This window comes from Nitrospira japonica, from assembly GCF_900169565.1.
In the GTDB taxonomy this organism is placed as follows: domain Bacteria; phylum Nitrospirota; class Nitrospiria; order Nitrospirales; family Nitrospiraceae; genus Nitrospira_C; species Nitrospira_C japonica_A.
In genome coordinates, this window is sequence record NZ_LT828648.1 from 3,863,181 (window position 1) to 3,888,951 (window position 25,771).

Genomic DNA, 25,771 nt, shown 5'->3' on the forward strand with positions numbered 1-25,771 from the left:
CTCGCACTTGCGATGGCCAGACTGCGTCCTTCCCAACAAGCGAGCGGTCAATCGACCACAGTGCCACCGGATATCCTCATATCCTCGGCGGCAACATTCGTTTTCGCTCATGGCGCCACATGATTCTTGCGCATTGCTTCCGGCAGCAAGACACCTAGCGCTCAAACGGAACGCCGATCCGAGACAGCTGATGTCCGGATGCACGACTACAGTCAACTTCCCTTCTCATGCGCTCCCAATATATGGAAAGGCTGCACGATGGTCGAGTTGACACGCCTGGAGTCTCTATAAGCAGTAGCGCAGGTTACTTGAACGTAAGCTTCTTGAGTTCTGCAGCGGGAAGCTCGACCTCGCCGAAATCAGATTGCCCTTTAAAGCTCCCGGCAATGGCAAGAATGAAATCACCAGTTTTTCCATCGGCCAAGGTAATAGTGACATGGGGGGGAGTACCGTTCCCTGACGGCTTCAGATCGATGTGCTTAATATTGTCGAATTTGATCTTGACAGTCGCCGTTCCACGCTTGACCGGTACTTCCCGCATTTCATGCGGGACAAAAGCGGTTTCACTGATTTTCTCTTCGTAATAGAAAATAACGTTTTTGACGTCCGTATCCACACCCTTTGTGTCAGTCGCGACGGCGTGAAACACTTTATCGGACTTAGTCTGCGCTATAGCAGGTCCGCCAACCATAACCCCACATAACACTCCTGAGAGCACCGTAGCAGCGCAGATGATCGTCGAGCGATTCATGTCTCGTCTCCTTTGTGGTTCACAATATGGCGCAATCTTGTTCGCCGCAATGCGCAGCGACCCCCCAGGAAAGCCTCATTCTATCCGTCCAATCGATAACTGATGGGAACGAGAATCGTCACCTGAGGCTTTCCCAAGGGATGTTTGAGCGCCAGGGGTGATGCTTGTCTCATGACCGAAAGCGCTTCTTGGTCGAGTATGGGCCGACCTGAACTTTCTGCAATGCGAAGCCCAACGACTGTTCCATCCTCACGAATCACCGCGGCAATAACGACCTTTCCTTCCCAATGATTCGACCGAGCCAGGGCCGGATATCGCTTCAGTTCTTGAATGCGCTTCCACAAGGTGTCGCGCAGCCAGCCATAATCTGCTTGGGTTTGCTTATATTGCACAACACGATGTTGCACAGCCCTCTGCTCCACTGCAGGCGCATCAGACTGTACAGGGGCTTCACGCTGCACCACAGATGGCTGCTGCGCTACGGATACTTGTTCCATGACCGGCGCGGTCTCCGCGACCGGCGCATTCGTTTCAACAACCGCTGAAACTGTGGGAGTTGCGGTCTGCGTCACAGCAGCCGGACTCTCTACACTTTGAACCGCAGTATGGTGGACCGTGGTCTCAACCGGGGTAGCAGTGGTCTGTTCCACCGGAGTGGCGACATCTTGAACAGTCTGTTGCACCGTCTCCACATTTTGAACCTGCTGAGTTTGCGTCTCAACTTGAGGGCGCTGATCTACGGTTCTTTGCACCTGTGGCGTTGTGCGAGGCTGCACGGGTGTGGGTGTCGGCTTAGGAGTCGGCGTAGGAGTTGGCGGCGTAACAGGGGTAGGTTCCACCTGAGGTGGTGCCTCCACCATCGCGACCTCCCACGTAAAGGGCGTAGGTCGATTGGGTTTCTCGATTTCTGCGAGCAATATGAGGGCGAACCAGATGCTCAGCACATGAAAAATGAGAGAAACTGACCAACTATGCGCGTGGTGCGCCTCTCCAGTACGCGTTAACTTGCCGAATTCAATAGTCGTCATAATCAGAAAATCCGATCTTCAGGGGTAGCTAATGTGCCATGATCGCAGCAGACAATCAACCCTCCCGGTGAGTCTAACGGGATGCGCATACAACTCGTCAGTATACGCACATACTAAATTTGGTGCATTAGAGGATCTCTGAAACTCAACGTGGCACCACATTATCAAGAACTAAGCAGGTAATTGCTACTAGCTACAGGAGGGGCGCGATCCAGGTGAGCTCAGCCGAGTAGCCCAAGAAGAAGGAAACCTGCCTTCGAGGCATGTCGTAAAAATAACCCACCGCTCGCTGTGACCAATAATTCGTTCGTGTCCTAAGTTTGCGATGGCAGCCGCTTCCAGCCTGTAATCGCAATGGTGTTTAGGACCTCTCTTAGAGATGACGAATCAACCTAACAAAACCCCACCTAGCCAGTGTGGCTATCTTGAAAAATGGTGTGTTCGATAATGTACGCGTATAGCACGCCTTCCTACCACAAGGGCATCACACTCGTTCGTAGTCCTTCAGGTTGGGCCTGCATTGGCATGGCCACCGTTCCGTCGCAATTATTCCAACTGATAGTTGATCGGTACCAGCATGACCACAGACCGCCCATCAAGTCCGTGGGCAAGCTGCAAAGGGGACGTGGCCTGAAGCGCCTCTAATGCCGCAAAATCTAAGACTGGATAGCCTGAACTCTGCTGGATCTCTGCATTCGTGATTCGCCCATCGGGCTCGACACTGACCTGAATCACCACCCGCCCCTGCCAATGATTTGCCTTCGCTGGCGACGGATACGTTTTTACGTCTTCGAGTCTGGTGCGTAGCGTATTCATCAGCCATCCGTAATCAGGCCGAATCGATCGATTCACCAAGTTTTTCACTATAGCGGAAGGACGATGCAACACGGCGGCCTGCACCGGCTCAGCTTGCACCTGAACCGTACTTGACTCGCTTTCGCTTATCATATCTGGAGGCGGTGCTGAGGATTCACTGGTGCTTGCAGCTGCCATGGATTTTGCCACATCGTCATTTCGTTGCGAATGCGGCTCAAACTTGGCCCTAGCCTCGACAGCGCGCCCCAAGGACAAGTCCGCCTGAGAGTCCTGCTCCTCGTATTGCGGGACCACGGACTCCAGGGAGGACATCACTTGCTGTTGTACGGCTCCTTCAGCATAAATTTCGTGCGAGGGCGGCGTCTCCTGCGGTTTGGAACCGTCAGCGATCGTCGCTTGTGGTGAAGGAGCCGCCATGATGGAGACATCCCAGTGAAATGGTGCCTGCTGAGGAGCGGGCCGACTAAAGGTGATCTGAAGATTGAACAGAATGGCAGCGATCAAAACCACGCCATGGAAGGCACCGGAAATACTCCATCCAATTTTCGCAGTCCGCCCCACACGGGAGCGGGGCGTCTCCCGCACTCGAAAGCCTGGCACCGGGGCCAAGACGAGCGGCGACTTGGACAACAGGGGGGAATGAACCTCATCGAACTGTTGGGAGCTGGGAAAGCCCTGGCGAAGGAAGCGTGTCATTTTATGCCCACTCCTCGCGACAGCATGGCTGGCCGCAAATCGGTGAATCGTTCGCACTTTGCTTACTGACGGTACTCGAGATGAAAAAGCCCAACGCCACCCCCACCGGTGACCTTGGGCTCTGCACTCAGAGTGCGCTGGCCTCTGCTACGACCACTAGCCGCCACGTGGCTTATACTGCGATGAATTTGATAATTAGTATCAGTACACGATTCAGCAAGGCCCCGTCAAGTCGTGGTCGGCAGACGTAGAAATGGAGGCCCTGGGGAGCTGCTAGAAGAAGCTCATACTAGCGAAGGTCGCGGTCGAATTGTATTGGTCGGTAATACCCCGATCGTACCTAAGCACCTGCCCCTGCTCCGCTTGGATCAGTCGAAGGAGCGTATAGATGGGAGAGAACCCGGAAATACGACGTCGGTCATTCTCTTTCTGGATGTAACCGGCAAACTCATCCGGCTTCATTTCTTCCACAAACTTGAGCATCTCGAGGTCGGACTGCATGCATCGATGAAAAGAAAAATCGGTTGGTGGCGCGCTATCCCCGTACCGCATGCCAAGATGCGCCAACTCTCCTGCCGCAATGAGACTGTATGTTTTTCCTGATGCCGCAAGTATGTCGCGCAACGAGCTAATGAATCGTTCCACCCTATCTCGCACTGAGGCATCGCGCAGGCTGTCCGCCGAAAATGACGATAAGATCGGCACGATCGTGGCCCCCATCCCTCCAGTGACAGCGTATTGGAGAAACGGCAGCTGATATTCAATCGCATGCTCGGTTTGGTGAGCGATCTCCTCCTGGAAGTATTCCGGCGCACGCGACCTGAGCAGATCGACGATCTGGCGATCCGCCGAAACGATACCAAGAGGAGTCTCAAAATCTTTGTCGGTGACTGCAAAAAGGCTCTCCAAGCCCGCATGAGCCGTTCCAACAATCACATACACACTCGGCTGCTGGGCTTCCTGCAGTTCCTTATAGGCCCACGCATAGATCGGCCCCGCCTGTTTCAATTCGTAGGTCGGAGCCACCAACCCGCGAATCGGCTTTCCTGAGTTCGCAGATGGCTTGAAGTCAGGTCCTTCTTTGGAAGTGAAAAACCCATCGATTTGTTTCTGCAATTTTTCGCCATCGGCTTCATAGCTTCTTCCTGCAAACTGAGCGCGGCGCATTGGAGCCTGTCGATACGACTCGTGAGCTTGCTGCTTGGCCTGCTCAGTGCGTCCGCCTTCGAGAAACAGCTTCGCATCCAGATCCGCAACCAACTGGTCTACTTTAGCCGGCAGAAGGAACTCGCCGAAGCGCTTCAAGTACAGCCCACCAATCTCCTGGAGGGAATGGTCACCGTCAAAATGCTGGACAATGAAGAAATAGTTCAATGGAAGAACCAGCTTCTCCTTGCTCAACCCGCTTGGATCCCAGAGCACGACAAATTGATCGTCGCCCTCTTTAATCGGAGAGAACTGGAGGTTCCGAAGCACCGGGTACTGCGCGGGATCTTTGGACGTGCCGGGCATCATGACAGGGTTGATTGTAATGGAGAGGCGGAAGAAGCTGCAACCGCGAACGTCATCGGTCCGAAACCGGCGGCTCACCCTCTTGCCGACGTGCAAGCAAGATCAGAGCGGCAATGGTTAGGATCGTCAGCCAGAGAGTGGGACGGCCATAGGACGCGTCTGAGAACTCGATCATGTCCGTGAGGCGCCCAATCAACAGAGACATGCGGGCCATGACCGTATAGCCGAACGCCGCGCCGAATGCGATCATCAGAAAGAAGACGCCGGTTCGGGCCACCACCTTCCCGGCCCCCTGATGTTCGATCGAGAAGAAGAAGTAAAAGAGCACGGAACTCACACCTATGAGAATGATGATGGCATTGAGGTTACTCGCGGGATTAAGCAGACTCATCGAGAACGTGATGCCATCTTGGCCGACCAATGAGAGCAACGGACGTACGGTATCCTCGATCTGTTTGAGAATGAACGAGGAAATCGTGCGTGGAATTGCGAGGCCGGATCCGACTCCGACGATAAACGCAAACGCATAGCGGGACATCCACGCTGCGCGGGGAACATATCGAGTCAGCATCAGCAATCCAATGGCTACCGGGATCAACAGTGAGAACTCGCCCTGTTCGAATATGGGCTTGACGATGAGATGTAAAATCACGGAATCGAACGTCTTCACAATCGAATACCCGACCGACACGCCGACGTACAGATGTTCGGCGAGCTTGAACAGAGGATTGTCTTTGTAAAGGAACGAGAAGATGAACAGGGTTAGACCCGTCGCCACCCATGCCCCGAAAATTTCGCTATCCATTGGGTCTTCCGACTCCTTATGACAATCCTGGGCTCTGGAGTCCGCCCTGTCTTCTGAGCGTGAAATAGAACAGATTGCAGATTACTACCAGCACAATGATCGCCATATGGGTTGCGGATTGGGCATCCATTCCGGCCACTGCTCGCCCCTTCTGACCGATCAGGCTTTCGTATTCTGCCGCGCCTCGCAACCCTCCGATCAATCCGTTGATCTGGCCACTTCTGAGCAAGGGATACAAACCAGGCGCCATAACTCCCGTGCAGCCCCCGCCCAGTTCGAACTTATACTTGTCCTTACCGAAGACGTACCACGCTTCAACGCCCGGTACCCCTGCTCCAAGACTGATGGCATACGTGACGTCCTTTAAGCTATGCACCCCATCCAACACCGGCAGACCCTTTGTAGCGCGCCCCCCATAGTCGCTCGGAAAAGCAGTGTAGAGGTCCTGCCCCATATTGATGATAACGGCCGATCCGCCTGGACTCCATCCGAGAAACACGTAGTCTTTTCCGTTCTCTTTCCCCGCCTCCTGCGCGACCTGGCTGACAAGTTGCTCCGCCATCCCGGTGCCGCTCACCCACAAAGTCATGGCCACCACGCGAAGGTCCTTCCGAAAAGCGTGACGGAGAAGAGCGATGGCTTGGGGGTGCAATTCGGGCTTTGACGCCGGATCGAAATCGATCGAAAGCAGAAATACCGATCTCGGAGGCAATGACTCCATGTGGTCATAGACGCCCCGCACTTCGGGTGAAATCTTGATGGGCAGGCCGACGGGATACAATAGCGGCAACAGTGTGCAGAGGCCGATCAGGAGAAAGATGATCCGCCGGTCGATCTTCAGCATCCGCTCGGAGAAGCTCATCTCAGGCTTTTCCCGTCATCATTTTCACTCTTTTCCTCCGCCCAGGTACGACCGTTCCACCCCGAAGATAATCTTGAAGGACAAGGCTACGGCTCCGAGGCTGACACCGATCAGGATGGCCCGTCGAACGGAGGCATTCAGCACGTTCAAAATCCACTGCGAAACGTCTCCGCTGATCGGAAGTATGTACTCACCCAGCGGCACACGCCCCATCATGACAATCACCGCTGCGACCAGCAGCACCGCTGCCTCACGGCTGCGCGCCCTGAACGACCGGTACGCAGCTGACGCGATAAAAAAGGCGAGAATCGCGAACATCGTGCCTTGCAATGGGACCATCATGAAGGAATACACCCATCCAAACGCGGTCATTGAGCCATCGACGCTCTCTTTTCCGTTGGCCAGCAACCCCGCGGCGATCGTCCCGACAATGCCCGCATACAAAACCAGACTGTATCCCCAACCGGACTCCTTCCTGCGGATCTTGACGGCATGCTGCTGAAACAGGCTGGAGATCCCGAGTATGAGCGCAAATCCTCCGATAATCTGAAGCCACTTGGTGACCGACGTCAGCATGTACTCAGATTGCGGATGCGGGATGTAGTACTGCGCCGCAAATACCAATCCGGCAATCATGGTGATCAATAACGGCACCTGGCGTCGCATGAAGATCATTTGAGATCCCTGAGGAGGTCGAGGATCAGACGGGGCCAGTGAGCGCCTGTCGCGACCCCGATGGTCGCCACAACGGTTCCTATGGCGATGGCGGACAGAATCACCGCTTTCCCAATGTCCTGCCCTCGTAACGTGCCGATCTGGATCGGCTCTTTCGAGAGATAGGCGCTCGCGGCATACAGCTCCTCGCCGATCAGCGTGTAATCGCACGTGGTCACGAAGAAAGGCAATTGATGATCCGAATCGGTTCCGGCGATCTGAATTGCCCCCGTGCTCGCACCGGTCTCCGTAAGCAGGAGTGATTCCGCAAAAAATGACCCCATGAAGAAATTTGCGGCCGGCTTCTTACGCAGCATGATTCCATCAACTGCCGCGGTATAGCTGAATTGGTCAGACGTAATGAAAAAGTTGGAGTCGTCCTTGAACAGGTCCGGCTTTCCAGCTTCCAAATACGCTTGCTTGGTAATTTCTTGGCAGACCGCCATGGTGATGGGATCTCTATGCGGGACCATCAATTCCGTCTCATAAGCGGCGGTCTTCTTGGCGACGCGGCCGAGAATCACGGCCGCGGCAATTGTGGAAGGATCGCTCATGTCATGGGCACCGGTCAGATAGAGAATAGGCTTCCCCAATTCAGTCGACCGTCCGATTGCTTCGTCCACGGCGTCGAGACCGGCAATCCGGCGAAGAAAGATGTCTTTTCGCTTCGCATGGCGGATGGTATAAAAAACGAGCACGCCAAATCCCAACGCGACAAGCAAATTATTCGTCTGATTCCAATTGAACCAATCGGGGTGTGGGCTCGCCTGCAGGATCGTTCCTACTCCACGTTGATCGCCGCGAACCAGGGCCACCGTCACGGCATAGACATGCCCGTCCTTGAGTTCGATCTCCTTGCCGCTCTTGATTATAAATTGATGCCACGAAGGCTCCGCGCTCCTGGTCCACCAGGGAGCCTTCGCATCGCGGACAAAATGGCTGTTAGCGGGAAACTCAGCAACGACCTTCAGCGTTGAAGGGTCGGAACTCCCTCCGTCACCGGCAAGCACCTGATAGCGGCTCTCGGGACCATCCGATGATCCGGGAGCCCACAGGACGGTCAGGTTCTGGCCTGCATCGTTGGGCGTGTCAAAAACACGCAGATCGGCGGGAGCCGACAGGGTAGCTTGGGCCAAGGAGTGGGATGATGTTCCAAACACAGAGACGAGAATCGAGACACCACTGACAATGAGGACGTTCAAGAAGACCGCTGGTCTCACCCATTCAGCCATCGCCCGACAAAACATGTTCCTCCTCAGGCGCAGTAGCGGTGGGAAACACGCCAGATCATGCGTTTCATCGCCCGTGACTGGCGTGAGCGGGACGAGAAGCGGGCTGGAAACTGTTCTCAGGATTTTCACGCCCCCTCAATCACTTCAATGTTTGAGCGGGGAACCACCGCTCGCGTTCCATCGGAAAACTTGACCTCGAGCACCCGGACTTCGCTCTCCGTCGGAATCTTCCGCAAATCATGCGGCAACGCCGACACCTCGCTGATCCGACCGAAGAACGGGTCACGGATGATGCGAACCGAATCGCCCAACCGAACGCCTTCCCGCTGGTGGCCACGACCGGCAGCCGTCACAGCAGGCCCTCTGTACGGCACGACGATTTCCGGTCTGATGACGCCGGCTCGAATCTGTGTCGCTCCCGAAATCGCCGCTCGCTGTCCCACGTGAGCGGACAGGAGGTTGAAGGTTTTTGCGGCCATGGGAATGGCGCCGAATCCTTCGGTCAGGATCAAGGTGAACCCGACTTGCTCCGTACCTGTGATCGCGACACCGAGGTCGTAGCCGAGGAGTTCACGCAAGTCCTTATCATGAATGCCGCCGACTACCAAGCCGGCCACGCCGATTTCCTTCGCCTTGGCCATCGTGCCGGAGGAAAGAAAAGACCCGCCGACGACGATCTTCCCCTTCACGGCAGCAGTCAGGTGCGCCGGGAGCAGCGGCTCGTCCGGCGATCCGACCGCCACAATAATTTCGCCCCACGTCTCACCGCCGATCCCGAAGATGCCTTGCACCAGCGCGCAATCGGCTTCGACCACGACGCCCTGATGAGGAATGACTTCCGCGATGGCGCCATCCACATACGCAAGCAGATCCAGGATACGCGGGGGCTCGCGCAGGAGCACTTGCCCCGTGATACTGGACACGGATTCGATGGTTCCCGCCACGGGCGACCGGATCTCCGTCTTGAACCACTTGATGAGCGGTTTGTTCTCTGCCAGGATTTCGTCCTTTTGAACGGCTTCCCCTTCCCGTTTGACCAAATACTCTTTGATTTCACCCGGAGCCACGCTGAGTTGATTCGCGAGATTGACCGGATACACTTTCCCCGGCAGCTGAGCGCGGGCTACGGCCTGATCGCATCGGACATTGCCGCCGGCATGAACCAAGACCTCACCGGCCAAAGGCAACAGTCGACGGCGACGAATGACCGTGCGGTCGGTAACGGTAAGGCCTGGTGTATAGCTATGCGCCATGAGAGGGAATTGTAAGTTACGATTTCCCGGACAACAAAAAACTCAACATTCCTGCCTCGACATTATTCCTAACTCGCCGCCGGGTATAGCCCGACCGCATCGAACCATTTCTTGAGTGAGGCGATCCGTGCCCCCTGCTCTTCGGCGAGTTGCAGAGGGCGGCCACGGCCGTCCAACAACAGCCCGACGACACCGCCTTGCACCTTCCGTGTGAGGGTCACCCCAATTCCTGCACCCGCATTCACGTGCTTGGCCGGCTCGACGGTGATCGTCGCCGATTTGCCTGGTTCCAACGGGTAGAGCGTCAGATCGCCGAATCTCAGACGATCTCTGACGGTCTTGCCGTCCGGAAATACAATCTCATAGCTGGCGCTAACCTCGCCGTCCTTTCCCTGTCCGATCGGCGCGATACACGTTCCCAGATAGATCATGCAGTCACGGACGAATACATCCGTCGCCGCTTTCTCGTTGATCGTCGAAAGCACACCCAAGTGAGGCATCATGAATATGCTGTCCACGGATAGAGCGGTAACGCCGAGGGGTTCGTAGGCATCCACCATCATCAACATCGATTGGATGCGACGAGGGGCATGGGACAAGATGCCGCCACTGCCGACGATCAGATCAAGCTGCAGCATGTCGATCAGGGTTTTCCCGGAGGCCTGCTGTTCGAACATATCGGAGATCATCCGTTCCTGCTGCACGCCTTTCAGACCGCTCGCCAGAGACTTGTGATGGATCAGCGCCAACCTGAGCGCCTCCCGCGCAATCGCCTGTTCGATCTGCAACTCATCGAGCGTCTGCGGGATGGTCGTCGGCCGGATCATCTTGTTCTTGATGCGGTTGCGGATGGTCTGCTCGTCGATCGTGAAGGGAACCCAGCGCATGATATTAGGCAGGCCAGCCTCAGCCAATACGTTCGAGATGCTATACGACATTCCAAGATTTGCACTGACAGTTCGATTGAATACTCCCTTGAATATCGAGAACACGTCCGTCGTGGCGCCCCCGATGTCCACGCCGATGAGATTGAGCCCTTCCCGTTTCGCAATTGTCTCCATGATGACGCCGACCGCCGCGGGTGTCGGCATGATCGGAGCGCCCGTCATCTCCATGAGCTTCCTGTACCCCGGTGCCTGCTGCATGACGTGCTCCAAGAACAAGTCATGAATCTTGTCGCGCGCCGGCGCGAGATTTTCTTTTTCCAAGACCGGCCTGATGTTGTCCGTGATTTCCAACGCGGCCTTCTCTCCCAAGATACGTTGTACCTGGGGGCGAGCATCCTTGTTTCCCGCAAAAATCAAGGGCAGTTTGTAGGTCGCGCCGAATCGAGGACGCGGTTCGGCGGCGGACACATATTCGGCCATCTCGACGACATGAGTGACGGCGCCGCCGTCCGTTCCTCCGGACATCAGGATCATGTCCGGCCTCATGGATCGGATCCGCTCGATTTTTTCGTGCGGCAGACGCCCGTCGTTGGAGGCCAGGACATCGATGACGATCGCGCCGGCGCCGAGCGCGGCCCGTTGCGCGCTTTCCCCAGTCATGCTCTGTACGACTCCCGTGACCATCATCTGCAAGCCGCCGCCGGCGCTGCTGGTGGAAATGTAGATGTCGACGCCTGTCATGGGATCGCCTTGGCCGGCGCGATTGGGTGTCACGATCTTTTCACCGTCGAGAATCTTTCGTCCGGACAGTTCTTCGATCTCGGCGATTGCGTTCAGGACTCCTCGCGTAACGTCCTCAAACGGCGCTTCGACGGTCGTCGGCGCTTCGCCGCGATACGTCTGCCGATATTCTTCGCCCACCTTTTCGATGAGAATGGCCTTGGTCGTCGTGCTCCCGCAGTCGGTCGCGACGATCACGTTCAGCGGATGGTCGAATTGGACTGGACTCGAGGGAGAAGACGTCATTGAGCCGGCACCCTCTTGGCAGCGGATTTCGCGTCAATGAGGGTGATGAGGCGAGAGAGCGAGTCGCGGCGCTCGAGCAACCGCGCTATCTGTTCGACTTCCTTGGGGTCAAAGGCACATTCGACGATCGGCGTGAGAAAGTGAAGCGCTTGGCTGCCCAGAAAATTCATCGGCCCCATGGATTCCAGGAAAACCGTGGTGGGGGCCGCCATGCCGCGTCGCACAACCGCGTCGGCCATGCGCTCCATCAATTGGAGGTCGTCGAGGGAGAGGAGTGGCTCCTCCGGCTGCACCGCAAACGCATGCTGCAGTCCCGTGCGCAATTCCCGAAGTCTCTTGGCGAGATGTTCCTTGGATAAGGAGCGCATAACCGCAGGGTAAACCAGGCTAAAATCGAAGTTGCCTGCATTATATTGGCGAGAGAAATGGGAGTCAATTCACACGGCAATGCTGAGACGTTTCTCCCCGTTCTGTTTAGGCATTGCGTGCTGCGCGGCGGAATTATTGATACGACTGGCCTCGCCGAGAGTTGCTAAATTAGGCAAGCGCTTTCTTTTCCCCGATCTTACTTTCCGTTCCCTTCCACAGCCGCATGATATTGTCTTTGTGCCTGATCCAGATCAGAACGCTGACGATAATGGCAAAGATAAGGAATTCCTGCCGCTGCTCATTGACGATTGCCACGACCGGAAATACCCCGAACGCGGCCAGCGCGCCTCCGGACGAGTACCGCCAAATCGCCACCGCCCCCAGCCAGATGAGAAGCAGGAGCAACCCCATCGAGGGTGACAGGCCCAATACAGATCCCAACGCCGTCGCCACCCCCTTGCCGCCCCTAAAATTGAGAAAGGGGGAGATCATGTGGCCGATGATCGGAGACAGGGCCACGAGCATGATGTAGGACTCCACGGTCAGCCACTGCATCGCCCCCCATCCCATCACCCACCCTTTTCCCAAGTCGCCCAGGAGCGTGAGGATGCCGGCCTTCGCGCCGGAGACGCGCAGGACATTGGTGAACCCCACGTTCTTGCTTCCCACCGTGCGGGGATCCGGCAATGAAAGGGCCTGGGACACCACCACCCCAAAAGGGATGGCCCCCAACACATAACCGAACGCTGCCATCAGCGCACAGAGGAGTTCTTCTGCCATGAGTCGGGGATGATGAAGGAGGTGCGCATGAATCGAACTACCGCTAAAGCCCTTTGGCGACGATTTGCTTCCAAAAACTCAGGACATACTGTCCGCCTGACACATAGCCCAACACCAGCGAAAGATACAGCGTGACGATCCCGGCCAGATGGAGATTGCCCCATTCTGAAACCTCGGTACCCTCTAAAATCAGCATTGTGATCGCCACGACCTGAAGAGCCATCTTGTATTTTCCGGTGGTCTCCGCACTGATGATCATCCCTTCGCCTGCCGCGATGGCGCGAATGCCCGTCACGGCCACTTCTCGGGCGATGACCAAAATGGCCACGAGTGCGCTGACGCGGTCCACGTTGACGAGCAGGATCAGTGCGGACAGCACGAGCAATTTGTCGGCAATGGGATCCAGCAATTTCCCCAGCCTGGTGATCTGTCCGGTCCTGCGCGCCACATAGCCGTCCAGCAAGTCAGTCATCGCAGCCACGACAAAGATCACCGCTGCGCTGAGAGACCGGTCCTCAGTCGGTGTGATGAACAGGATGACGAAGACGGGAATCAACAGGATACGGAACAATGTGATGACATTCGGCAGGTTGAGGGACTCCTGTCCGACAGATCTCCACATTTCCAGAACACGATTCATCGTTCGGTATTCCGTGAAAACGGCTTTCCTATTGAAACCTGTTGAACCCTGCGGCCGCGCGACCGCAACTGACCGCTTCGACTTCTGACGGTATGCCGGCACGGACGATGCCGGCACACTCATCAAGCCCGCTGGAACCGGTTATACAATGCCGTTCTTCAGCAAATCATGCAAATGAATCACGCCGACGATCTTCCGGGGCCCCTCGGTCACGATCAGGGTCGTGATCGAATGTCGCTCCATGATTTCCACCGCTTTGGCGGCCAGATCGTCCGGCCTAATCGATTTAGGATTCCGGGAAGCCAGTTCACCCGCCGTGGCCTTTAAAAAGTCTCCCCCTCGCTGAATGAATCTCCGCAAGTCACCGTCCGTAATGACGCCGCTGAGCGCACCGGTGCGATCGACCACGGTGGTCATCCCGAGCTTCTTGGCCGTCATTTCCAGCATGGCCGTCGTGCCGGTGACCGATTCCTCCACCGTGGGCACGTCGGAGCCCGCATGCATGAGATCCTTGACGCGAACGAGCAAGCGGCGGCCGAGCGCGCCGCCCGGATGAAACTGCGCATAATCTTCTTCCTTGAATCCTCTCTTTTGCAGCAGGGCGAGAGCCAGGGCATCACCCAGCGCCAGCGTGGCCGTCGTACTGGCGGTCGGCGCAAGCCCCAGCGGACAGGCTTCTTCGGATACAGAAACGTCTAACACCACATCGCTGTGCTTGGCCAACGTCGAGTCAGGACGTCCCGTCATGGCCACGACGGGAATACCCATACGCTCCAGATACGGCAGCAATTGGATGAGTTCCTGGGCTTCTCCGCTGTTCGAGATGGCCACAACCACATCCTGCCTGCCGACCATACCGAGATCGCCGTGAAGGCCTTCCGCCGGATGGACAAAGAAGGCGGGAGTACCGGTGCTGGCCATGGTCGCGGCGATTTTCTGGCCTACAAGCCCCGACTTTCCCATGCCGGACACGACGACCTTCCCTTTGCAGCCATACAACAAGTCGACGGCCTGTACGAATCGATCATCCAGACGATCGATCAACGCTTGAACCGCACGTGCTTCGATCCCGAGCACCCGCTTGCCTTCGAGCAAACTTCCGCCTGTTCCCTTGGCGGACACGCCCGGCCTGGAAGGACGGCTTACTTTGCTGGATTTGCTGCGTCGCATATCCGCATCACGCGCTCGAGGAGCGCTTTCAGTTGATGGAGCGGGACCATATTCGGCCCATCGGACAGGGCATGATCAGGATCCGGGTGCACTTCCATGAAGAACCCGTCCACGCCGGCGCCCGCGGCGGCGCAGGCCAGTGGTTCCACGAATTCCCGCTGACCGCTGGATTTGGTTCCTCCTCCACCCGGAAGCTGCACGCTGTGCGTGGCATCGAAGACAACCGGGTAGCCGAAGCTGCGCAGAATGGGAAAGGACCGCATGTCGACGACCAGATTATTGTACCCGAACGATGAACCCCGCTCCGTAAGCACAATTCTGGCATTGCCGCACTCTTCCAGCTTCTTCACCGCGTTACCCATTTCCGGAGGAGACAGGAACTGCCCTTTTTTGACGTTGACCACCTTTCCGGTTTTGGCGGCAGCGATGAGCAGATCTGTTTGCCGGCAGAGAAACGCCGGAATCTGGAGTACGTCGACGACGGTACCCGCCTCTGTCGCATCGGATTCAGTATGGACGTCGGTCAAAACCGCGACCCCCACTTCCCGTTTGACCTTGGCGAGCACCTCGAGTCCCTTCTTGATCCCCGGCCCGCGAAACGAATGGATGGACGTTCGATTCGCTTTGTCGTAGGAGGATTTGAAGACATAGGGCATGCCGAGGGCTCGGGCAATTTCGGCGATGCGTCCGGCCGTGTCCAGCACCAACTGCTCGTTTTCGATGACGCAAGGCCCCGCGATCAGGAAGGGCGGCTGTCCCCGCCCGACTTTGAAGGCGCCGATGTCGACGACGTGAGCCATGTCAATGTCCGAGTTTGCCGCGCAAGGCGGCCCCGACGAACCCGCTGAACAAGGGATGAGGCCGGTGCGGACGCGAATTGTATTCCGGATGGAACTGCGTGGCGAGAAACCAGGGGTGATTCTTCAACTCGACGATCTCCACCAAACGTCCGTCCGGCGACAGTCCGCTCAAGACCAACCCCTTGGCCGTCAACTGCTCCCGATAGGCGTTGTTGAACTCGTATCGATGGCGATGACGCTCGGGCACCTCGCTGATCCCATACATCTTCTGCGCGAGCGTCCCTTCACCCAGCCTGCACAGGTACGCACCCAACCGCATCGTGCCTCCCTTTTCGCTGACCGACTGCTGATCCAGCATCAGATGGATCACCGGATGCGGCGAGCGCTCGTCGAATTCAGCACTGTTGGCACCGGCCAACCCGGCCACATGACGCGCGAACTCAATGGTGGCGCACTGCATGCCCAAACAAAGCCCCAGGAACGGAACCTGCCGTTCCCTCGCATAACGGATCGTGATGATCTTTCCTTCAATTCCACGCGAGCCGAATCCACCAGGAATGAGGATCCCGTCTGCTTCGCGCAAGATACGTTCCGTCCCTTGCCGCTCTACGTCCTCTGACTCGATCCAGTCGATGTTGACCTTGGTTTCGTGATCGATTCCTCCGTGCACCAGGGCTTCGGCCAGACTCTTATAGCATTCCTTCAGTCCGGCGTACTTCCCGACGAGCGCAATGGACACTTCATGCTTGGGATGCTTGATCTTTTGCACCATGGCATCCCATTCGCGAAGATTCGGCGGGCCCGTTTCCAGCTTGAGCTGCTTGACGATCAACTCGTCCAGTCCTTCCTTTCGGAAGACGATCGGCACTTCATAGATCGTCTCGACGTCCTTGGCCGTAATGACCGCATCTTTTTCGACGTTGCAGAACATCGCGATCTTGCCCTTCAGTTCGGGCGGCAGGTAGCGATCCGTCCGGCAGAGCAGGATGTTGGGCTGGATGCCGATTTCCCGCAGTTTGTTGACGGAATGTTGAGTCGGTTTCGTCTTGAGTTCTCCGGCGGCCCCGATGTACGGCACCAGCGTGAGATGTACGTACAGGACGTTCTCACGGCCGACGTCGTACGGCATCTGACGAATGGCCTCGAGAAACGGGAGGCTTTCGATGTCTCCGACCGTGCCGCCGATCTCGACGATCGTCACGTCCATACCCGTCGAAATGCGCATGATGCATTGCTTGATCTCGTCCGTGACGTGCGGCACGACTTGCACCGTCCCGCCAAGATAGTCGCCCCGTCGTTCCTTGGTGATGACGGAATTGTAGATGCGCCCGGTCGTATAGTTGTTCTCCTTGTTCAAGGTCAACGACGTGTACCGTTCGTAATGGCCGAGATCCAGATCGGTTTCGGCTCCGTCGTCGGTCACGAACACTTCGCCGTGCTGATACGGGTTCATCGTCCCCGGATCGACATTGATGTAGGGATCCAACTTCAAAAAGGTGATCTTGAGGCCGCGGCTTTCGAGCAGGTTGCCGATCGACGCCGAAGCCAATCCCTTCCCGAGGGAAGAGACCACACCGCCGGTGACGAAAATGAACTTGCTCATGGGCACCCCCGTTGGTCCGATCTTGATGCGCGCGACGCTCTCATCGAGCCGACACCGTCCCGCCAATCGGTGAATCTTGCTTCCGTGACTCGTGCCGCCGCAACTTGTCCGCCACCTCCGCGGCATCCTCCGGCGTATCGACCCGCAGCGAACGATGCGACGTGTCCCAGACGCGAATCCGCATCCCTTGTTGAAGCGCGCGAAGCTGTTCGAGCTTCTCGGCATCCTCGAGCTGACCCGTGGGCCACGAGGCAAATCTCAACAGCGCCTCGCGACGATAGATGTATAGACCAAGATGCAGGTAATGCAATCCGCCCACGACTTGTCCTCGAATGCCGTCGCGCACGAGCGGGATGGGAGCCCTGGAGAAATACAATGCATGGCCGTCCGAATCCGTCACCACCTTGACCGCCGCGGGATTGTCGAGCGCCTCGTCGGTGCCCATCGCGCGTTTCAAGGTACCCATCTCCGCATCGCAGCCGAGAAAGGAATCGATCAGATCTTTGAGAAGCGCCGGAGTCTCGGGAATCTCGTCTCCCTGCAGATTGAGAAAATACTCGCCGGATACCGTCCGCGCCACGGCGGCTACCCGGTCTGTACCGGTCCGATAATCGCCCGTAACCATGGCCACGCGGCCACCGAACCGCTCGACCGTTTCCCGGATCCGTTCATCATCCGTCGCAACAAGCACCTCCGTGACCGAGCGGCAAGAAGCCGCCTGCTCGTAGACATGCTGGATCAGCGGCTTTTGTCCCAACTTGACCAGCGGTTTCCCGGGAAACCGCGACGAGCCGTACCGTGCGGGGATGACGACCATGACTTGAGGCTTCATGCCGGTCATCCTTCCAATGCCTCAGTCAGTTGCTTTGCGGTGACCGTCGCCGTGCCGACCATGCCGACGACGACGCCGGCAGCCTGATTAGCCAACGATGCGGCTTCGCGCATGGACGCGCCGGTCGACAGGGCGAGGGCCATGGTGCCGACCACGGTATCGCCGGCTCCGGTGACGTCATAGACCTGGCGAGCGCGGGTTGGAATGTGCCATGACACGCCGTCGGCTTCGAACAGGCTCATACCTCGCTCGCCCCTCGTGACCAGAACCGACTGGCATCCGAGCCGCTGACGGATGATCGATCCGGCCTCCTGGATGACCTGATCATCGTCACCATGCAGGCCGGCGGCCTGCGTCGCTTCGAGATGGTTCGGCGTGATCACCGTGACACCTTTGTAATAGCTGAAGTGTTCCACCTTCGGATCCACGATAATGGGAACCTGTCTGAGAGCCGCGAGCCTGGTCAGTTCCGACATCAACGTGGCGGTGACGACACCTTTGCAATAATCGGACACCACGAGACACGACAGTTCGCGCAGACGGGATTCCACATACCGAAGAATGCGCTTCTGCAACACCGGTTTCAACTCGCCCCGCCGCTCCAAGTCATAACGAACGACCTGCTGATTGTGCGCGATGACACGGGATTTTCTGGTGGTCGGCCGATCGTGATCAATCACCACTCCGCCTCGGCCGGAACGCTTCGTACCTAATTCCTTCAGCAGCATCCGTCCGGTTTCATCCTGACCGATTGCACCGCACAGGTCGGCCTTGCCTCCGAGCGCCAGGATGTTGTTGAAGACGTTGGCGGCTCCGCCGAGCCTCATGGACTCGGATTCCACGTGCACCACCGGCACCGGCGCCTCCGGAGAAATTCGGCTGACTCGTCCCCAGATGTAATGATCGAGAATCAGATCGCCGATGACGAGGACAGATGCCTGAGGAAACCTCTGAATGTAACGGCGAAGGCCGCCGTTGGATATTCCTTCCACCCGTCCAGAAGCCTCGGATTTCGCCGTGGAGGATCGAGGAGACCTGCTCATTGGATAGCCTTGGCGAACCGCTCCCATCGAACCCATTCCGTCCACTGCCCGTGACCGCTCCATGACCAATAGATTCGGAATGCCTTGCCGCGGATCTTTTCTTCCCGCACGTAACCCCAAAACCGGCTATCCAGGCTTTGATCGCGATTGTCGCCCATGACGAAATACGACCCTTCGGGCACCGTCACCGGGCCGAAGTTGTCCCGCGGGTTGATCGTCCCGTCGATGATGCCGGGGTCGATGCGCTGTGTAAACGTCTTGTCGTCCAGCGGCACCCCGTTGACCAACACGACCTTGTTCTTCACCTGTATCTGATCGCCCGGAGTGCCGACGATCCGCTTGATGAAATCCTTCTCTTCGTCCTCGGGGAAGCGAAATACGACGATGTCGCCGCGCTGCGGCTTTCCGAATTCGACGATGGCATGGGACGCATAGCAGTTGACCGGCGGAAATCCCCATTGGAACTTGCACTGACTCGGCCATTGAATTCCGTAGGACAGCTTGCTGACGAGGATGTGATCGCCGATGAGGAGCGTGGGAATCATCGAGCCGGAGGGAATCTTGAACGCCTGCACGACGAACACCCGAATGGCAAACGCCAAGAGCATCGCCACAACGATTGCTTCGGCATACTCCCGGAAAACGGACTTTCTGGCGGGCTGCGCCATGGCGGCCGCCTCGGCAAGCGAGGTCGGACCGGGAACGTCCTGCGTCGTCTCACGCACGGGAGAGACGAGATCCTCAGGACCAGAGCTGTTCGGCTCCACGCTCATTCGTCACCGACCTTGAGAATCGCGAGAAAGGCCTCTTGCGGGACTTCGACGCTGCCGACCGCTTTCATCCGCTTCTTCCCTTCTTTCTGTTTCTCCAGAAGCTTTCGCTTTCGAGTGATGTCGCCACCGTAACACTTGGCCGTCACGTTCTTTTTCATGGCGCCGATCGTCTCGCGCGCGATGATCTTGTTTCCGATCGCGGCCTGAATAGCAATTTCGAACATTTGCCGCGGAATCAACTCCTTCATCTTTTCCGCCAACTGCCGCCCGCGAGGATAGGAGCGGTCCTGATGCGTGATGAAGGACAAGGCATCCACCGCTTCCCCGTTCAGAAGGATGTCCAGCTTCACCAGATCGGACTCCCGATATCCCAACAATTCGTAGTCGAGCGACGCGTAACCCTGCGTGCGAGACTTCAGCTTGTCGTAAAAATCGAGAATCACCTCGTTCAACGGTAACTCATAGCTGATCATCACCCTGGTGGGGTCCAGGAAATGGATGCTGCGCTGGATGCCTCGCCGCTCCTGGCACAATTGGAGAATGGCTCCCATGTAGCGCTCGGGCGTGATGACCGTGGCCAGGATGAACGGCTCCTCGAAGGACTGAATGCTGCTCGGCGGCGGGAGTTCGGCGGGATTGTCGACCTCCAGCACATCCCCTTTCGTGGTCGTCACGCGATACACCACGGTCGGAGCCGTCGTGATGAGCGTCAATCCGTACTCCCGCTCGAGTCGTTCCTGAATAATCTCCATGTGGAGCAATCCGAGGAAGCCGCACCGGAACCCGAAGCCCAACGCGAGGGAGGTCTCCGGTTCATACACAAACGAGGAGTCGTTCAGTCGGAGCTTCAGGAGTGCGTCCCGCAGATCTTCGTATTTCGAGGTGTCCGTCGAGTACAAGCCGCAAAACACCAGCGGCTTCACTTCTTTATAGCCGGGAAAGGGTTCGGACGTCGGTTGGATCGCGTCGGTGAGCGTGTCGCCGATCTTGACGTCGGCGACTTCCTTCATGTTGGCGGAAAGATAGCCGACTTCGCCGGTCAGCAACTCGCTCTTCTTGGTCCGCTTCGGTGTAAATTGGCCGACTTCCATGACCTCGAAAGTCCTGCCGTTCGACATGACCTTGATCTTCATGCCGGGCCGTACCGTCCCATCGACGATTCTCGTCAGGACGATCACGCCCTGATAATTGTCGAACCACGAGTCGAAGATCAACGCCTTGAGCGGAGCGGCGGGATTACCGGACGGAGGAGGAATCCGTTCGATGATCGCTTCCAAAACCTCCGGCACTCCACGGCCCTCCTTGGCGCTGATCGGCAACGCATCGCTCGACTCAAGCATCAACACCTCTGAGATGGAGTGCTTGGTATTCTCGACATCGGCGCTGGCCAAATCGATCTTGTTGATGACCGGAATGATGGTCAACTTATTGGCCATCGCCAGGTTGACGTTGGCGATCGTCTGGGCCTGAACTCCTTGGGTTGCATCGACGAGCAAGAGCGCTCCTTCGCAGGCGGCAAGGCTTCTGGAGACCTCATAGGTGAAATCGACATGCCCTGGCGTGTCGATCAGGTGCAGCGCGTAGGTCCGACCGTCCCTGGCGCGATACTTAATCGCCACGGCATGGGCCTTGATCGTAATACCCCGCTCGCGCTCAAGGTCCATGGCGTCCAGGATCTGGTCCTTGGCCTCCCGAGCGGTAACGGCGCCAGTGGCTTCTAAGAACCGGTCAGCGAGAGTCGATTTGCCGTGATCGATATGGGCGATAATTGAGAAATTGCGTATAAGGCTTTGCAAATCCAGGCTCATTCTGGGGAAAATCGGTTCATTATAGTAACTGACCCGAAGGTTGTCAAAGCGATCAGCCGCTCGTATAATTCGCGGCGCACGTCGATGAATCGCCGCATCCGGTGCGCGATTCTCCTCACCGATCGCCATCCGCCCATCACCACCACGCACCATGCAGAAACGCGTCACCACGACACAGTTGGGACAATGGGATCGAACCTACCTTTGGCACCCGTTTACTCAGATGCAGGAATGGGAAACGGAAGAACCGTTGATCATCGAGCGAGGCACAGGCGTCTATCTGATCGACAGGGCGGGGCGAAAATATCTCGACGGCACCTCCTCGATCTGGGTAAACCTGCACGGCCACCGGCATCGGATACTCGATCGAGCGCTTCGCGATCAACTGAACCGGATCGCGCATTCCACGCTGTTGGGTCTCTCGAACACCCCGGCCATCCTGCTTGCCCGCGAGTTGATCCGCCTGGCACCCAAAGGGCTCCGGCGCGTATTTTATTCCGATGACGGTTCGACTGCAGTGGAGGCGGCCCTCAAAATGGCCGTTCAATACTGGCAGCAGCATGATCCTGCGGCCGGCCCAAAACACCTCTTCTTACATCTCAAGCTTGCTTATCATGGAGACACGATCGGCGCCGTGAGCGTCGGTAACATCGAAGCATTCCATTCGCGGTTCAAACCATTGCTGTTCCCGACCCTCGAGGCCGATCCCCCGTACTGCTATCGTTGTCCGCTGAATCTTCGATTCCCTTCCTGCAAGATAGCCTGCCTGGATCCGATCGAGCAGATCATGAGAGCGCGGGGACATGAGTTGGCGGGGGTGATCATCGAACCGCTGGTACAAGCGGCTGCAGGAATGATTACGGCACCGCCCGGATACTTAAAACGCCTCCGTGAGCTCTGCACTCGATACAACATTCTCCTGATCGCCGACGAAGTCGCCACCGGATTCGGACGTACCGGAAAAATGTTCGCGTGCCATCATGAGGACGTCACGCCGGACCTCATGGCAATCAGTAAGGGCATCACAGGCGGCTATATGCCCCTGGCGGCGACCCTCGCGACGGAGAATATCTATGCAGCCTTTCGGGGAACATTCGAAGAACTGAAGACCTTCTTTCATGGCCACAGCTATACCGGCAATCAACTGGGCTGCGCGGTAGCACTCGCCAATCTGGCCGTCTTCCGAAAGGAACGAACGCTTGTCCGGTTGCGGCCCAAGATCGCCGTGATGACCCGTCTTCTCAATTCGATGACCTCACTGCGTCACGTCGGCGATATCCGCCAGCAGGGATTCATGGCCGGTATTGAACTCGTGAAGAACAAGCAGAGCAGAGAACCCTATCCGTTCGAGATGAGAATCGGCCATCGCGTCGCGCAGGAAGCCCGCGGACGAGGACTCCTGCTCCGTCCGCTTGGAAACGTGATGGTGCTCATGCCTCCATTGGCGACAACGGTTCCCGCGCTGACACGCATGGTCACGCTCCTGAGAGAGTCCATCCAACAGGTCACCGACAGCCGGTCAGGACAGTAGGCCGTCCCCACATCCCCCCGATTGCCTCCCGGTTATCGAAATGGACCCATTGAAAACGAGCTACGCCGCAGCGATAAACAAATTATAAATCAATATGTTAGGTGGTAAAATTTCGAGTGCTAGACTTCATATGTTCCGACGTCACGGAACATATGAATCATGCTCATTTTCCTTCAGATCATCCTGTTCAATATCATCCTGCTGACGGTTCCGGGCCACGCCAAAGCCGAACAACCGGACCAAATCTCTGAACGATGGGCTGCCTTGTTTTCCGGGCAGGAATCAAGCGATCGCGCCACCCATTCGGCCGCCTCCTTATCTCAGACAAACCTGACCCCCACCTTTTTTGCCATGCCCGTCGTCTCCACTCGTCTGCGGGACTTGTCCCCCGAAACCGATCAGCCACGAACGCGGGGGCTCCAAGCCGCCACGACCTGGTTGAAGGGGAAAATGACGACTGAAGCGGAACTCGCCAACAACCAGGGAGGTCCAGCCTGGCTGCAGGGAAGAATTCCCGGCAACACGTACGACCAGATGTCCGACAGGATGGTCAGAGTCGGTATGACCGGGACAGCCGGGATCATGCGATACGGTATGACCTACCGCTCGGCCGGCCAGGCCTTTCTCAATGGGCCGGATACGGCGATACGAGAGGTGTGGGGAGAATGGAAATATGGCGGGACAACGCTCCGCAGCACGTTCGGCCAGCAATGGAACAATGTCGCCGGAGATGCGGCTCGGAGCCGGCTCGAGCAGACCTATGGACGGGTCGGCGTCGGGTGGAGCAAGCCCGCCTGGCCATCGCTGACCCTAACCTATGCCAGGAATTCGCTCAGCAGCACGCTCAATCCGATCGGTATCGCGCCTCAACGAAACCATAATCATACCCTGGAAGCGGCCCTCGCCTACAACAGTGCCCGTTGGAACGCCACGCTCGCGTCGAGTTACATCATCGGCAGCGATCTCCTTCGCAACGGAGCCGAGAGCAACGTCAAGATGCAGCTCTTCGCCGCGTCCTTTCATCCGTTGAATACCTTGACGATCACTCCGACGCTCATCTATCGGGAGGAGCAACAGGAATGGTCCAGGGTGCGGACCGACTCCCCCTCCGCATCGCTGGCGCTGCAGTACAAGCAAAGCCAACGGCTCCTGATCACCGCCATGGGGAATTACGCCGGCATCCGCTCAAGCGACAGGCTCATTGATCTCGAAAACCTTGGCGGCAAGGGCGTACTGGCATGGGATCTTCAGCAGTCGGCACAGTGGATGACCCTGATCTCGCTGGAAGCGGGTTACACCCGTCAAACCAACCATGCGACACCGGCAGCCGACATGGAAGACATTTCCGGAGTCGTCAAGGTCGTGCTCGCCTCCCTCTGATCATCGCTCCCACCCCGTCTGATTCCAGCCTTCTCCCCTAAGTCAGACACACCGGTTCGCCATTCATGACTGACAAGCGAACGGAGGCGTTCGACTCGCTCAAAAAGATCTCGACATAGCCTCCGCTATTGATCAAGGCGTGCGGGCGATGCCTCTCCCCTTCGCGGTAGCTGCCAACCAATCCGTCGATGCGATGACCGGAAAATTGGATGACCGGGCGGGACCTTTTCGTCGCCTCCTGCCATTGCTTGACGTGATCGGCGGAAAGATTGGTGATCAGATTCCCGAAACGATCAATGTACGCGACTTCTCCGGTTAGTGCCGCCCGCCCTTCCCTTTGCTCCCATTGAGGCATCCGGACTTGAAGGTTCTCATACGATTGCAGCAGCGATCCGAATGAGGGCAGGGATTCCTTTTTCGTAAGCCAAGCCGCCGCGGGTGCGAATACATCCCGGCCGTCGAACGTCCTTCCCAAAGGTTCCAGGCGGTATCGCCTGTTCTCGATCTCCCGCACTTCGACGTTCTCTTCCTGACCAAGCGCGTGGGAAAGCAGGCCATTGTCGGGGGCAAGGAAGAAATACCGGGCGGTCTGGACGATCAGCGGACGTCGCTGACTCCCCACGCCCGGATCGACCACGGCCACATGGACCGTACCGGTCGGAAACGACCGACAGCATGACGCAAGGACATATGCGGCGTTCCCGACCGCATGCGGTGGAATTTCGTGAGTCAGATCGACAATGGTCGCCTGGGGATTGATCGAAAGAATGACGCCCTTCATGCTCGCCACAAACCAATCGGCGGTTCCGAAGTCCGTCAATAAGGTAATCAGACCCGCGGGGTGCGGCACCGAGGCAGGACCTTTCAAGTGATTCTACCGCCCATGGCGAATCCGTGGGCCAGAAGCTGAAACCCACTCCGATGGAACGACAACAGTGCGAGCGGAGCGCTGTCGCCCACCGTGCTCCGGAATCCGAAGCCGGCTAGAGTTCCTCGAAGCGAATTTCCACCACTTCGTATTCCACCATCTTGGCCGGAGTCGTGACCTCGACGAAATCGCCCACGCGTTTGCCGATCAATGCCCGTCCGACCGGCGACTGGATGGAAATTCTGTTGAACTTCATGTCGGCTTCGTCCTGTCCGACCAACGTATACTGTCGTTTCGACCGCGTCTCCTGCTCGATCACCGAGACGGTCGCACCGAAGACCACGGTATCGGACGTTCGGCCTGCAATCTCCACCACGCGCGCGTCGGCCAGCTTGGTCTCGATTTCGGCAATGCGAGACTCGATGAATCCCTGCCGTTCCTTTGCCGCATCGTACTCGGCATTTTCGCTCAAATCGCCATGGGACCTGGCTTCTGCGATGGCTTCAATGACCTGAGGACGCTCGACCTTGCGCAGACGGTCCAGCTCTGCTTTCAAGGCGTCGTAGCCTTTCTTGGTGATGGGCGAGGGCAT

The 25,771-nt window shown here is 57.4% G+C and carries 24 protein-coding genes; 2 read left to right on the plus strand and 22 right to left on the minus strand.

Translation table 11 applies throughout. The features are described from left to right. Positions 1-304 precede the first annotated feature (304 nt). From NSJP_RS18110 to lepA, 20 genes are all read right to left on the minus strand, one after another. Positions 305-751, minus strand: a complete 447-nt coding sequence (locus tag NSJP_RS18110; RefSeq protein WP_080888274.1) for a hypothetical protein — start codon at positions 749-751, stop codon at positions 305-307. Positions 752-831: 80 nt separating this feature from the next. After that, on the minus strand, positions 832-1,779 hold the full coding sequence (locus NSJP_RS19410) for an energy transducer TonB (RefSeq protein WP_155970449.1): 948 nt from the start codon (positions 1,777-1,779) through the stop codon (positions 832-834). Between the two features lie 546 nt (positions 1,780-2,325). Next, a complete protein-coding gene (locus tag NSJP_RS18120; RefSeq protein ID WP_080888276.1) occupies positions 2,326-3,291 on the minus strand; it encodes an energy transducer TonB in 966 nt (321 codons plus the stop codon). Between the two features lie 273 nt (positions 3,292-3,564). Next, positions 3,565-4,806, minus strand: coding sequence for an AmmeMemoRadiSam system protein B (amrB, locus tag NSJP_RS18125; protein ID WP_155970452.1), 1,242 nt, complete (start codon positions 4,804-4,806; stop codon positions 3,565-3,567). A gap of 49 nt (positions 4,807-4,855) precedes the next feature. Continuing rightward, positions 4,856-5,608 carry a hypothetical protein gene (locus tag NSJP_RS18130; RefSeq protein WP_080888278.1) on the minus strand — a complete coding sequence of 251 codons (753 nt, stop codon included), beginning with the start codon at positions 5,606-5,608 and terminating at the stop codon, positions 4,856-4,858. A 16-nt stretch (positions 5,609-5,624) separates the two neighbouring features. Continuing rightward, on the minus strand, positions 5,625-6,470 hold the full coding sequence (locus NSJP_RS18135; protein ID WP_080888279.1) for a hypothetical protein: 846 nt from the start codon (positions 6,468-6,470) through the stop codon (positions 5,625-5,627). Between the two features lie 24 nt (positions 6,471-6,494). Beyond that, complete coding sequence (locus tag NSJP_RS18140; protein WP_080888280.1) at positions 6,495-7,145, minus strand: hypothetical protein; 651 nt, start codon at positions 7,143-7,145, stop codon at positions 6,495-6,497. Next, positions 7,142-8,431: a DUF6754 domain-containing protein gene (locus NSJP_RS18145; protein ID WP_197685446.1), complete on the minus strand. Its 1,290-nt coding sequence runs from the start codon at positions 8,429-8,431 to the stop codon at positions 7,142-7,144. The genes NSJP_RS18140 and NSJP_RS18145 overlap by 4 nt, the downstream gene beginning before the upstream one ends. A gap of 110 nt (positions 8,432-8,541) precedes the next feature. Then, positions 8,542-9,669, minus strand: a complete 1,128-nt coding sequence (locus NSJP_RS18150) for a hypothetical protein (protein ID WP_080888281.1) — start codon at positions 9,667-9,669, stop codon at positions 8,542-8,544. 68 nt (positions 9,670-9,737) lie between these two features. Continuing rightward, positions 9,738-11,582, minus strand: coding sequence for a glutamate mutase L (locus NSJP_RS18155; RefSeq protein ID WP_080888282.1), 1,845 nt, complete (start codon positions 11,580-11,582; stop codon positions 9,738-9,740). Next, positions 11,579-11,950: a hypothetical protein gene (locus NSJP_RS18160; RefSeq protein ID WP_080888283.1), complete on the minus strand. Its 372-nt coding sequence runs from the start codon at positions 11,948-11,950 to the stop codon at positions 11,579-11,581. The genes NSJP_RS18155 and NSJP_RS18160 overlap by 4 nt, the downstream gene beginning before the upstream one ends. 169 nt (positions 11,951-12,119) lie before the next feature. After that, positions 12,120-12,731 carry a glycerol-3-phosphate 1-O-acyltransferase PlsY gene (plsY, locus tag NSJP_RS18165; protein ID WP_080888284.1) on the minus strand — a complete coding sequence of 204 codons (612 nt, stop codon included), beginning with the start codon at positions 12,729-12,731 and terminating at the stop codon, positions 12,120-12,122. A gap of 43 nt (positions 12,732-12,774) precedes the next feature. Further along, entirely contained in the window at positions 12,775-13,371 is a 597-nt protein-coding gene (gene pgsA / locus NSJP_RS18170) for a CDP-diacylglycerol--glycerol-3-phosphate 3-phosphatidyltransferase (protein ID WP_080888285.1), read from the minus strand. A gap of 141 nt (positions 13,372-13,512) precedes the next feature. After that, complete coding sequence (locus tag NSJP_RS18175; protein WP_080888286.1) at positions 13,513-14,541, minus strand: KpsF/GutQ family sugar-phosphate isomerase; 1,029 nt, start codon at positions 14,539-14,541, stop codon at positions 13,513-13,515. Then, on the minus strand, positions 14,514-15,341 hold the full coding sequence (gene kdsA, locus NSJP_RS18180; RefSeq protein ID WP_080888287.1) for a 3-deoxy-8-phosphooctulonate synthase: 828 nt from the start codon (positions 15,339-15,341) through the stop codon (positions 14,514-14,516). The genes NSJP_RS18175 and kdsA overlap by 28 nt, the downstream gene beginning before the upstream one ends. A 1-nt stretch (position 15,342) precedes the next feature. Beyond that, positions 15,343-16,944, minus strand: a complete 1,602-nt coding sequence (locus NSJP_RS18185; RefSeq protein WP_080888661.1) for a CTP synthase — start codon at positions 16,942-16,944, stop codon at positions 15,343-15,345. Between the two features lie 40 nt (positions 16,945-16,984). Then, positions 16,985-17,776 (minus strand): 3-deoxy-manno-octulosonate cytidylyltransferase, encoded by a 792-nt coding sequence (gene kdsB, locus NSJP_RS18190; RefSeq protein WP_231989430.1) that lies wholly within the window; start codon positions 17,774-17,776, stop codon positions 16,985-16,987. Between the two features lie 5 nt (positions 17,777-17,781). Further along, the gene (rfaE1, locus tag NSJP_RS18195) at positions 17,782-18,819 is read right to left on the minus strand and encodes a D-glycero-beta-D-manno-heptose-7-phosphate kinase (RefSeq protein WP_080888663.1); all 1,038 of its coding nucleotides are present in this window, start codon (positions 18,817-18,819) and stop codon (positions 17,782-17,784) included. Next, positions 18,816-19,487: a signal peptidase I gene (gene lepB, locus NSJP_RS18200; protein WP_407938662.1), complete on the minus strand. Its 672-nt coding sequence runs from the start codon at positions 19,485-19,487 to the stop codon at positions 18,816-18,818. Before lepB ends, rfaE1 begins: the two co-directional genes overlap by 4 nt. A 101-nt stretch (positions 19,488-19,588) precedes the next feature. After that, complete coding sequence (gene lepA, locus NSJP_RS18205) at positions 19,589-21,400, minus strand: translation elongation factor 4 (protein WP_080888664.1); 1,812 nt, start codon at positions 21,398-21,400, stop codon at positions 19,589-19,591. A gap of 151 nt (positions 21,401-21,551) precedes the next feature. Here lepA and bioA point away from each other — a divergent pair, with 151 nt between their 5' ends. Both bioA and NSJP_RS18215 read left to right on the plus strand, forming a co-directional pair. After that, complete coding sequence (bioA, locus tag NSJP_RS18210; RefSeq protein ID WP_080888289.1) at positions 21,552-22,931, plus strand: adenosylmethionine--8-amino-7-oxononanoate transaminase; 1,380 nt, start codon at positions 21,552-21,554, stop codon at positions 22,929-22,931. A gap of 159 nt (positions 22,932-23,090) precedes the next feature. Beyond that, positions 23,091-24,311, plus strand: a complete 1,221-nt coding sequence (locus tag NSJP_RS18215) for a hypothetical protein (RefSeq protein ID WP_080888290.1) — start codon at positions 23,091-23,093, stop codon at positions 24,309-24,311. Positions 24,312-24,348: 37 nt separating this feature from the next. Here the strand turns inward: NSJP_RS18215 and NSJP_RS18220 are convergent, their stop codons facing one another. Beyond that, positions 24,349-25,179: an SAM hydrolase/SAM-dependent halogenase family protein gene (locus NSJP_RS18220; RefSeq protein WP_231989431.1), complete on the minus strand. Its 831-nt coding sequence runs from the start codon at positions 25,177-25,179 to the stop codon at positions 24,349-24,351. A 115-nt stretch (positions 25,180-25,294) separates the two neighbouring features. Next, on the minus strand, positions 25,295-25,771 hold the full coding sequence (gene greA, locus NSJP_RS18225; protein ID WP_080888291.1) for a transcription elongation factor GreA: 477 nt from the start codon (positions 25,769-25,771) through the stop codon (positions 25,295-25,297).

What these genes read in the sequence shown, in the direction of transcription:
- NSJP_RS18110 (WP_080888274.1), bottom strand. Translation starts at nt 751, where the DNA reads ATGAATCGCTCGACGATCATCTGCGCTGCTACGGTGCTCTCAGGAGTG.
- NSJP_RS19410 (WP_155970449.1), bottom strand. Translation starts at nt 1,779, where the DNA reads ATGACGACTATTGAATTCGGCAAGTTAACGCGTACTGGAGAGGCGCAC.
- NSJP_RS18120 (WP_080888276.1), bottom strand. Translation starts at nt 3,291, where the DNA reads ATGACACGCTTCCTTCGCCAGGGCTTTCCCAGCTCCCAACAGTTCGAT.
- amrB (WP_155970452.1), bottom strand. Translation starts at nt 4,806, where the DNA reads ATGATGCCCGGCACGTCCAAAGATCCCGCGCAGTACCCGGTGCTTCGG.
- NSJP_RS18130 (WP_080888278.1), bottom strand. Translation starts at nt 5,608, where the DNA reads ATGGATAGCGAAATTTTCGGGGCATGGGTGGCGACGGGTCTAACCCTG.
- NSJP_RS18135 (WP_080888279.1), bottom strand. Translation starts at nt 6,470, where the DNA reads ATGAGCTTCTCCGAGCGGATGCTGAAGATCGACCGGCGGATCATCTTT.
- NSJP_RS18140 (WP_080888280.1), bottom strand. Translation starts at nt 7,145, where the DNA reads ATGATCTTCATGCGACGCCAGGTGCCGTTATTGATCACCATGATTGCC.
- NSJP_RS18145 (WP_197685446.1), bottom strand. Translation starts at nt 8,431, where the DNA reads ATGTTTTGTCGGGCGATGGCTGAATGGGTGAGACCAGCGGTCTTCTTG.
- NSJP_RS18150 (WP_080888281.1), bottom strand. Translation starts at nt 9,669, where the DNA reads ATGGCGCATAGCTATACACCAGGCCTTACCGTTACCGACCGCACGGTC.
- NSJP_RS18155 (WP_080888282.1), bottom strand. Translation starts at nt 11,582, where the DNA reads ATGACGTCTTCTCCCTCGAGTCCAGTCCAATTCGACCATCCGCTGAAC.
- NSJP_RS18160 (WP_080888283.1), bottom strand. Translation starts at nt 11,950, where the DNA reads ATGCGCTCCTTATCCAAGGAACATCTCGCCAAGAGACTTCGGGAATTG.
- plsY (WP_080888284.1), bottom strand. Translation starts at nt 12,731, where the DNA reads ATGGCAGAAGAACTCCTCTGTGCGCTGATGGCAGCGTTCGGTTATGTG.
- pgsA (WP_080888285.1), bottom strand. Translation starts at nt 13,371, where the DNA reads ATGAATCGTGTTCTGGAAATGTGGAGATCTGTCGGACAGGAGTCCCTC.
- NSJP_RS18175 (WP_080888286.1), bottom strand. Translation starts at nt 14,541, where the DNA reads ATGCGACGCAGCAAATCCAGCAAAGTAAGCCGTCCTTCCAGGCCGGGC.
- kdsA (WP_080888287.1), bottom strand. Translation starts at nt 15,341, where the DNA reads ATGGCTCACGTCGTCGACATCGGCGCCTTCAAAGTCGGGCGGGGACAG.
- NSJP_RS18185 (WP_080888661.1), bottom strand. Translation starts at nt 16,944, where the DNA reads ATGAGCAAGTTCATTTTCGTCACCGGCGGTGTGGTCTCTTCCCTCGGG.
- kdsB (WP_231989430.1), bottom strand. Translation starts at nt 17,776, where the DNA reads ATGAAGCCTCAAGTCATGGTCGTCATCCCCGCACGGTACGGCTCGTCG.
- rfaE1 (WP_080888663.1), bottom strand. Translation starts at nt 18,819, where the DNA reads ATGAGCAGGTCTCCTCGATCCTCCACGGCGAAATCCGAGGCTTCTGGA.
- lepB (WP_407938662.1), bottom strand. Translation starts at nt 19,487, where the DNA reads ATGGCGCAGCCCGCCAGAAAGTCCGTTTTCCGGGAGTATGCCGAAGCA.
- lepA (WP_080888664.1), bottom strand. Translation starts at nt 21,400, where the DNA reads ATGAGCCTGGATTTGCAAAGCCTTATACGCAATTTCTCAATTATCGCC.
- bioA (WP_080888289.1), top strand. Translation starts at nt 21,552, where the DNA reads ATGCAGAAACGCGTCACCACGACACAGTTGGGACAATGGGATCGAACC.
- NSJP_RS18215 (WP_080888290.1), top strand. Translation starts at nt 23,091, where the DNA reads ATGCTCATTTTCCTTCAGATCATCCTGTTCAATATCATCCTGCTGACG.
- greA (WP_080888291.1), bottom strand. Translation starts at nt 25,771, where the DNA reads ATGCCCTCGCCCATCACCAAGAAAGGCTACGACGCCTTGAAAGCAGAG.